Genomic DNA, 4707 nt, shown 5'->3' with positions numbered 1-4707 from the left:
TTGAAGTGTCAAAACTCCATCTTCCATCCGATATACTTTATCACAATACTCGAGCATCCGCTCGTCATGCGTTACCATGACAGCTGCTTTATTACGGCTTTTAACCTCTTTGGCTATCAGCTGAACAACCTCATGAGCTCGATTAGAATCAAGACTTGCGGTCGGTTCATCTGCCAAGATAACCTTTGAGTTATTAATGAAGGCACGCGCAATTGCCACACGCTGCCGCTCTCCTCCTGACAGCTCATTCGGATACTTTTTCAGTTTATCGCCAAGCCCTAGTTCTGATAAGAGCTGCTTAGCGAATTGGCGGTCTTCCGCTGAAACCTTGCCATCCATTTTCTTTACGACGATTAATTGGTCCAAAACCGTCAGATAAGGAAGAAGGTTGGAGGTCTGCAGGATAAATCCAATCTCCTTCAGGCGGAGGCTGGAAAGATCTTTGCTGGACATCTTAGCAATATTCTCACCATTCACCCATACCTCGCCTGATGTTGGCTGCAGAAGTGCTCCTGCTATAGAAAGAAGTGTACTTTTTCCTGAACCGGATGGACCGATAACAGCAGCGAACTCCCCTTCCTTCACCTCAATGGAGGCATGGTCTAAGGCAGTAATCGTCGTACTGCCTTCCTTATATGTTTTTGTTACATCTTTTAAGTCTAAACCAGCCATTATTCAACCCTCCCTAATGCGGTAAGCGGATCAATCTTCGTGATTCGGCGGACGGAAATCAGCGAACTTAAGACACTAATAACCAATAGGAGAATCGCGTAGATGATAACCATCTTCCCATCCAATGTAAACGGCATGCCTTCTGGGAATGCCATCGCCGTTAAGTATGTTAATCCAATCCCAATTAAAATGCTGATAAAGGAAAGCACAAATACTTGGGACACAATCGTCTTAGCAATAAAACCATTGCTTGCTCCAATGGCTTTCATCACGCCAAATTGGTTGGTCTTTTGAATGGTTAACACATAGAAGAAGACCGCAATGACAAATGCTGAAATAACCACTAAGAATGCGAGCATCATCATGATTGTTCCGTTTTCGGCTGTGTATCCTGGCATTCCTTGCACTGCCTTTGCCTTTGTTACAGTTTCTACACCATCGATATGCTTATCAATAACCGCAGGATCTACATCCTCACCTTGAACGGCAATCGCATTGACTACATCCTCAATGCCATTGTTTGAGCCAGGTGCCGCAAACTGATAGGCTCTCCATTGCTCCAGCGTTCCGAACAAAACCGGTAAATGGTTAAACGTTTCGTTTTCCACGAATCCAATAATCTTGACAGTTTCAGTAGAGCTGTCAATGACTACCTCATCCCCAATTTGATAGCCTTTATCCTTCAGTGTCTCATTGGCGAGCACGCCGTTTTCAATGGAGGAATCAAGCCCGCTGCCTTCAATTACCTCTGGTTCAATGAAGGAGCCTGGGTCAATCCCTAAGATGGCAACATCCGTTTTGTCCTCAGATTCATCCGTTTCCTCCTGAGAAATAGAGGCTGTTGCCGCACCAAAGAGGGCTGTTCCCTCTACATGATCCTGCTTTGCTACATCCTCTTCTAAAGAGGCCGATAGGAGCGATTTATTAAACGAAGCTCCTGCTCCTTTCTCATAGACAACATAATCGGCATTCATATTTTTCAACGTTGCCGCACTTAAAGTTGATAGTCCATTACCAAGGCCGGAAAGGATAAACACGAGCCAGGCAATCAGCATGATAATCGCGCCAATCATTGTGAAGCGCAATTTCGCATGCCGTAATTCCTTTAATGCTAAAAACATGACCAAATTCCCCCTTACCCAAAGTTACACATGTGTCACTTTTGACAAAAAAATAAAGTGACCAATTGTTTAACCTTAGTATAGACCAAAGTTACACAATTGTCACTTTAGAAGGCTTATAGATGCCTGTACATATCATGTCAAAGATAAACTCCCTAAAATCCTTCTCTGGCAAATTCATATGATTCGGAATCGCAATGCTCTGGAAGATGAACCCTAGAATCAACGCATCCGGCAAATGGGCTGATAGGACACCCTCAGCCTTGCCGAGCGCAATCATCCGCTCCATTGGCTGATACATCGACCTATGCAATTCCTCTAAATGTTCCTTCTTTCTTGCGACCTGTCCATTTCCGCTGTCACTAATGATGGCGGCAATGCTGAGAATCTCATGCAGATCCTTCTTCTTGAAGATGCACGTTAACAAATTATCCAATTGGACCTCAAAACGGGCCGTCTTGTCAATCGCCTTTAAATCTCTAATTAAGATCGACATCTCATGAATCATGAAATCCATGATAAGCTCGTCCTTATTCGGATAATATTTATAAATTGCCGCCCTTGATACATTAAGCGCATCTGCAAGCAGCCGAATCGTAAAACCGTTATAGCCATTGCTCAACAGTAAGTTCTTCGTCTCGGTGAATATTTCACTCGAGGAAAATTTCCTCACTCTCGCCATCCTGCTTTCACCTCTGCTTCTAGGAGGATTTCTTTATATCCATTGTACCCTCAACCCCTTGGAGAAAACAAACCCCTAATCCGCTTCCTCCTGAAATAAAGCAGTGGATGCCTCATCCACTGCATGAAAAATCAAATAAGGAACATAGCCACAATCGTTGTTACCACAAGCCCAATGACAACTGGCACTAAGTTGCGGCGAGCAAGCTCAAACGGACTCACGTTACAAATGGCCGCTGCTGGAATTAGCGCCCATGGCACCAAGGTCCCACCGCCAACCCAGATGGCCGCGATTTGACCAAGTGCTGTCAAGGTGGCCGCTCCAGAATCAAGTGAATGCTCAAACAGCTGAGCAACCGAACCGACCAGCGATATCCCAGAGAAGCCCGAACCATCCAGCCCCGTAATAGCACCAACAGCCGTTATCGTCACAGCTGCGATTTCCTTTGTCAGTGGAATTGCTCCGGCAAGCGCCGTTCCAAGGTCATTGACAATCCCGGCGGAGCCCTTCGGCAATTCATCCCCAAGAATAGCTATGAAACCAGCATCCCCTAAATAGAAAAAAGCCGCAATCGGAATGACCGGACCGAACACCTTAAAGCCGAATTGAAACCCTTTAATCAAATAAGCGGTCGTCTCTTCAAGTCCCTTCGATTTATGCGCAAACAGCGTGAGCACAATCAAGATGACAATCGCTGTCCCTCCTATTAGCGAGGTCGCATCTCCCCCCTGAAGATCAAAGACCGCCATCAAGGCCACATCGATGATAAAGAGGAGGGGAACGATTACCGCAAACCATTTCTTCTGCTTTGAGGACAGAAGCTCCGCCTTCTCACTCTCCAGTTCTGAAGCGGCAGGAATCTCAGCTCTCAGTGTCCCCCTCCTCATATCTCTCCTCAAGAAATAAAAAGCCGTTACTGTTGTCACAAGTCCCATCGTGATGACAAGCGGAATACTCGCTTCCATTACGGCACTGACCGGAAGACCAGCTGCATCTGCTGTCAGTTTCGGTGCCGCTTGGATGACATAATCCCCAGACAGTGCAATGCCATGACCGAATAAATTCATGGCCATCGCCACACCTAGCCCCGGAAGCCCCACACGTACCGCCGCTGGAAGCAGGACGGCTCCTAGAAGCGCCACCCCTGGGGACGGCCAGAAAAACCAAGAGGAAATCATCATGATAATCCCAATCGTCCAAAATGACAGAGCTGGCGTCTTCATCATCTTCGTAAATGGGTAGACCATCACATCATTGATACCCGTATCCGTCAACACCCGGCTCAAGGATACGATGATGCAAATAATTAGAATCGTCGGCAGAAGCTCCCCAATCGCATAAATAAAACTATTAAACACACCGCTCACTGAATCGGTCAAGCTCTCCGTCGAGAGAACGGCAATCATCAGTATTCCGACAATACATAGCAGTGACGTATCCCGCCGCATCGCCATCAACCATATAATCCCGCCTATGAACAACACATAAATCCAATGGATCAGGGTCAATTCTACCCCCATGCAAATGCCTCCTCTGCTTTAATAGGCATTTAACCAAATGCTTACTTCTACAATATGAAGAAAGCCTATTTTGGTTCTTTTCGCATGAGGGTATAAAAAAGCAGAATGCACGCCTTGCACATTCTGCCTCTGTCAGATTAGCGAATCGTTTTCAATGCAGTGGACCAAGGAATCAATTGGTCTAGCATTTCATTGACAGAGTTCACCTGAACTTCTGCCGGTTTGAACTCTGTGAAGTTTTCAAAATCCGTGAACAGAGATAACGCAGGATGTACACGTACATCAGCTACAAGCAGCTCACCAAGAATGCCGCGCAAATGCTCTGCCGCACGCGCTCCGCCAACAGAACCATAGCTCACAATTCCGGCTGCTTTGTTATTCCATTCTACACGTAAGTAATCAAGTGCATTTTTTAATGCTCCAGTAATGGAGTGATTATACTCCTGAACGATGAAGACAAACCCATCACAGCTATTGACCGCTTCAGCCCATGCTGCCGCACCAGATGCGTCCCCATTCGCTTCTCCTAATAAAGGAAGCTTGTAATCTGCAATATCAATGATTTCATATGTAGCATCTCCGCGTTTATCTGCGATTTCCTTCACCCATGCTCCCACTTGTGGGCTGACCCGTCCATCTCTCGTACTTCCTAAAATAATGCCGATTTTCATTTTTCTTCTCCTTCTATCACCTTAATCAATCGATTGATTAA

Annotated in this window: 5 protein-coding genes; all 5 read right to left on the bottom strand. The window is 45.9% G+C overall.

Annotation, left to right across the window (positions count from 1 at the left end; genetic code table 11):
• The coding region (locus ACI35L_RS17350; protein ID WP_439803432.1) for an ABC transporter ATP-binding protein at positions 1-672 on the bottom strand (672 nt) is incomplete at its 3' end.
• On the bottom strand, positions 672-1793 hold the full coding sequence (locus tag ACI35L_RS17345; protein WP_439803431.1) for an ABC transporter permease: 1122 nt from the start codon (positions 1791-1793) through the stop codon (positions 672-674). The genes ACI35L_RS17345 and ACI35L_RS17350, both read right to left, overlap by 1 nt.
• Before the next feature lie 91 nt (positions 1794-1884).
• Positions 1885-2466 (bottom strand): TetR/AcrR family transcriptional regulator, encoded by a 582-nt coding sequence (locus tag ACI35L_RS17340; RefSeq protein WP_439803430.1) that lies wholly within the window; start codon positions 2464-2466, stop codon positions 1885-1887.
• Positions 2467-2606: 140 nt separating this feature from the next.
• Positions 2607-3995 carry a hypothetical protein gene (locus tag ACI35L_RS17335; protein ID WP_439803429.1) on the bottom strand — a complete coding sequence of 463 codons (1389 nt, stop codon included), beginning with the start codon at positions 3993-3995 and terminating at the stop codon, positions 2607-2609.
• A 137-nt stretch (positions 3996-4132) separates the two neighbouring features.
• Positions 4133-4666 carry an NADPH-dependent FMN reductase gene (locus tag ACI35L_RS17330; protein ID WP_049672397.1) on the bottom strand — a complete coding sequence of 178 codons (534 nt, stop codon included), beginning with the start codon at positions 4664-4666 and terminating at the stop codon, positions 4133-4135.
• Positions 4667-4707 lie beyond the last annotated feature (41 nt).

The organism is Pradoshia sp. (assembly GCF_051873915.1).
Taxonomy (GTDB): Bacteria; Bacillota; Bacilli; order Bacillales; family Pradoshiaceae; genus Pradoshia.
Note: the sequence above shows the minus strand (reverse complement) of the source record. Positions and strands in the feature narration are given on the sequence as shown.